We start from the raw sequence: 4443 nt of genomic DNA on the forward strand, positions 1-4443 counted from the left end.
GGCTGCCGGTCAGGACGTGGTGACGATCCGGGCGAGCTTGCGGCCGACCTTGAGGTAGTACTCCCCGGTCTGACCGTGGAGCTTGTCGGTGACCACTGCCGCGAGGAGCTCGCGGGCCTCATCGGCGGTGAGCGGGATCTGGTCCTGGACGCCGTCGGATTCGACCACAAGCCGCAGGCCGTTCTGCTCGGCGACCCGACGGACGTCACCGTTGCTCTTGGCGAAACCGAGCGCCCTGACCGCATCGGTGACCGACTGACCCAGATCCATGATGACGGGCAGATCCTCGACCTCGCCGAAGGCGCGCCTGGAGAAGCGGGCGACGAACTCCTCGCGTGCCTTCATGGCCGCGTCGACGCCGTGGACGGCCGCGGTGACCTCCCCGGCGAGAATCTTCTTCAGGTCCATCGGATGCAGGGACCCGGCCGCCAGCTGTGCGCCGACGATGGCCAGTTCGGCGTTGCGCCACTCGCTCAGTGCCTGGAAGTACGGCTCCACCAGCCGGTCGGCCACCGACATGATCTTACCGAAGATCTCACCGGCGGGAGCGGTCAGGGGCACGTAGTTGCCCTTTGACTTGGACATCTTCGCCCCGGTGCCATCGGTGCCCTCGATCAGCGAGGTGGCGACCACCACCTCCGGTACCTGCCCGCAGATGTGCATGACGTGCCGGCACATCTGCATGTTGAGGAACTGGTCGATGCCGCCGACCTCCAGGTCGCTGTTGATCTCCACCGAGTCCAGCGCCATGACCACGGAGTACAGCAGCTCGGCCAGTGACAACCCATGGCCGGCCTCCAGCCGCTTGCGGAAGTCCTCGCGCTGTAGCGGCATCGAGACCGGGATCTGGGCGGTGATTCTGATCAGTTCGGGCAGCGTGACCGCACGCAGCCAGTCGCCGTTGTGGCGGAACTGGGCGCGTTCGAAGTCGAAGAAGGGGCTGACCTGGTCACGGTAGGTGACGAGGTTGCCGGCGATGTCCTCGTCGGTCAGCTCGGGGCGCTCATCCGAGCGGCCGGACGGATCACCGATCGTGGCGGTCACGTCGCCGACGATGAAGACCACCTGATGGCCCATGCGCTGCAACCGGCTCAGGATGAGCATCGGTACCGCGTGCCCTAGGTGGACGTCGCGGCCGGTCGGGTCGATGCCGAACTTGGCGATGAACGGCCGGTCCTTCTTCCCGGCTTCGACGATGCGCTCGGCCAGGGCGGCGACCGAGGGCTGTAGCTCCTGGGAACGCTCGGCGACCAGCGCGGCCTGCTCGGCCGGGGCGAGATCCGACAGGTCCAGACCGCGACGCTGCGTGGTCAGTTCCAGCAGCTCGCGCACGGTGGCGTCGGTCGCGAGATCCGCACCGGTCAGCAGGGCGGTAACGCGGTCAACGGACTGGCTCAATCGGGTCATCAGAACTCTCCGGGGCGTGGGTGGCACCGTCATCCTATGGAGAACCCGAGGTCGCCTCCGAACGCCGGTGTCGCCCTGGTCGACGTAAACTCCGGTCCAGGTAAGATGCGATCAACGTAAGACGAGATCAACGTAAGATGAGATCTATGTTTGGCGGGGAGTACGGCGGTGAGCTTCAGCGGCAGGATGTCCGACATCGACCTCCTGCGTGGGCAGCTACGGCAGGTGAGCACCGGCCAGGGCGGCACCCGCGGACGCGCACTGATCATGACCGGACGACGTCGGGTGGGAAAATCCCGGCTGGCGCAGGAGTTCTGCGACCGTTCGGGCGCGCCGTACGTGATCTTCCAGGCGACCCGAGGTCGCAATCCGGCCGCGGAACGGGCCGATTTCAGTGAGACGCTGGCCCAGTCCACCCTGCCCGGAGCGGAACTCGCCGCAGGCATGGGCACGGCGGACTGGAACCACGCCCTACGCGCCCTCGCGATCGCCGTTCCCGATACCACGCCCAGCATCGCGGTGATCGACGAGGTGCCGTGGCTGGTCGAGCAGGACCGCGAGTTCGAGGGTGCACTGCAGACGGTGTGGGACCGCCAGCTGTCCGCAAAGCCCGTGCTGCTCGTCCTCGTGGGACGTGACATGTCCGTCATGGAGGCGCTGGGACACTATGGCCGTCCGTTCTTCGGCCGGGCACCGAAAATGACCGTCCGGCCACTGCATCTGGCCGACGTCGGGTCCATCACCGGATTGTCGGCCGACGAGGCAGTGGATGCTCTGTTGATCACTGGCGGCTTTCCGGAGGTCGTCGCGGCGTGGCGGGTCGGGATGAGCCGCGAAGACTACCTCCGCGAGGCACTCACCAACCCGCTGTCCCCGCTGCTCATGGCTGGTGAGCTCACAATGCTCGGCGAGTTTCCAGAAGCCTCCCAGTCCCGCGCCGTACTGGCGGCCGTCGGCAGCGGAGAACGTGGTTTCACCGCCATCGCCACGGCGGCCGGTGGAGCAAACCCCCTGGCGTCGGGCACGCTTTCCCCCATCCTGACCACGCTGTTGGACAAACAGGTTGTCGCGGCTGACAGCCCGCTTTCCACCCGGCCTGACACGAAGAACAAGCGTTACCGGGTCGCGGACTCCTACCTTCGGTTCTGGTTGGCTTTTCTGGCCCGTGGCATCCCGCTGGTGGAGCGGGGCCGCGGTGACATTGTGCTGGGACGCATCGAACGCTCGTGGACCACCTGGCGCGGCCGAGCTGTCGAACCTGTCGTCCGAGAAGCCCTTCTTCGCCTGTTGCCGGACGAGGACCGGCCCGACACCGAGGCGATCGGCGGCTGGTGGAACCGTCAGAAGAACCCCGAGATCGATATCGTCGGCGCCGACCGCGAACCCGTCGCCGGGAAAGTCCACTTTCTGGGTTCCATCAAGTGGCTGGAAAACCAGCCCTTCGGACGGCGTGACTACGACAGCCTCGTACGTGACATGCTCGCCGTCCCCGGCGCCGAACCCGGGACACCGCTGATAGCGGTCTCTCGCCGCGGCATCGCCGACAACGTCCCCCTCGCGGCTCATTGGGGGCCGGACGATCTGATCCGCGCCTGGCAATGATATCGGACCCATCACACCGGGCCTTCCTGCGGGTGGGATATACTTGATGCCATCTCGATGATGTGACGGCGGTATACCGGCAAGGGGTTTTGATTGTCCAACGATGACATGCGGCACGAGCAGGATTACATTTCTATGCTGTACGGACGACTGGACGACATCCGGGAAGAAACCTCGAACCAGCTCGCTCGGGCGTGGCGGCAGGCCGGCGGCAATCATCAGGCGCGCGGTGAACGGGACGCGGCGAGCCTCATGTACGCCCGGCGGATCGCCCAGGTGGACGCCGCGGCAAACGGGCTGTGTTTCGGCCGGATCGACCTCCATGACGCCGAATGCCACTACATCGGCCGGATGGGCATTCTGGATGAGACCACCGACTACACACCGGTGCTGATTGACTGGCGTGCACCGGTGGCACGACCGTTCTACCTCGCCACGGCCGTCTCGCCGCAGGGGGTGCGCCGGCGCCGGCACATCCGAACCCGCCGGCGCACGGTGGTCGGCCTCACCGACGACGTGTTCGATCTCAACGCGGTCGGTGACGCGGAGGTGGTGGGTGCCACGGGGTCGGCTGGTGACACCGTGCACCAGGGGCTGACCGGCGAGGCCGCGCTACTGGCCGCGCTCGGCGCCGAACGGACCGGGCGCATGCGCGACATCGTCGAGACCATCCAGGGCGAACAGGACCGGATCATCCGTTCCGATCATCGGGGTGTCCTGGTCGTCCAGGGTGGACCGGGCACCGGCAAGTCCGCGGTAGCCCTGCACCGCGCCGCGTATCTGCTTTACACCTACCGGGAGCGTCTGTCCAAGCAGGTCGTGTTGATCGTCGGCCCGAACCCGACCTTCATGCGGTACATCGGGCAGGTGCTGCCCTCGCTCGGTGAGACCGGGGTCCTGCTGTCGACCATCGGCGACCTCTACCCCGGCATCAGCGCCAGCCGAACGGAGGCGCCCGAGATCGCCGAGGTCAAAGGACGGCTGATGATGGCGGAGATACTGGCCGCGGCCGTGCGGGATCGACAGCGAGTGCCCGACGACGTCATGGAGATCGTCGTCGACCATCACCCGCTGCGGCTGGACCGCCAGACGTGCCTGCGGGCGCGCGAGCGGGCCCGCCGCAGCGGCCTGCTGCACAACGCCGCCCGCCCGATCTTCGCCCGGCTGGTCGTCGACGCCTTCGCCCGGCAACTCGCCGATCTGCTCGGACTCGACGTCCATGACGGCACCAATCTGTTCGACGAGGCCGAGGTCGATGACATCCGCAAGGAGCTACGCGGCAACCTTGATGTAGCGGCCGTCGTCGAGAAACTGTGGCCGACGCTGACGCCGCAGCGGCTGTTGCGCGACCTGTTCTCGATACCGGAGCTGCTCGCTCGCGCGGCCCCGGGGCTGACCGACGCCGAACGTAACCTGCTGGCGCGTGACGACGGC

Annotated in this window: 3 protein-coding genes; 2 read left to right on the top strand and 1 reads right to left on the bottom strand. The window is 66.9% G+C overall.

Going from position 1 to position 4443, the window contains the following annotated elements; all coding sequences use genetic code 11:
* Positions 1-9: 9 nt before the first annotated feature.
* Positions 10-1407, bottom strand: coding sequence for a tyrosine--tRNA ligase (tyrS, locus tag U9980_RS21420; protein ID WP_322769563.1), 1398 nt, complete (start codon positions 1405-1407; stop codon positions 10-12).
* Positions 1408-1575: 168 nt separating this feature from the next.
* Between tyrS and U9980_RS21425 the strand changes: the two genes are divergently transcribed.
* Complete coding sequence (locus U9980_RS21425; RefSeq protein ID WP_322769564.1) at positions 1576-3009, top strand: ATP-binding protein; 1434 nt, start codon at positions 1576-1578, stop codon at positions 3007-3009.
* A gap of 135 nt (positions 3010-3144) precedes the next feature.
* On the top strand, positions 3145-4443 hold a 1299-nt coding region (locus U9980_RS21430), incomplete at its 3' end, for a HelD family protein (RefSeq protein ID WP_416210348.1).

The organism is Protofrankia sp. Cr1 (genome assembly GCF_963555865.1).
Classification (GTDB): Bacteria; Actinomycetota; Actinomycetes; order Frankiales; family Frankiaceae; genus Protofrankia.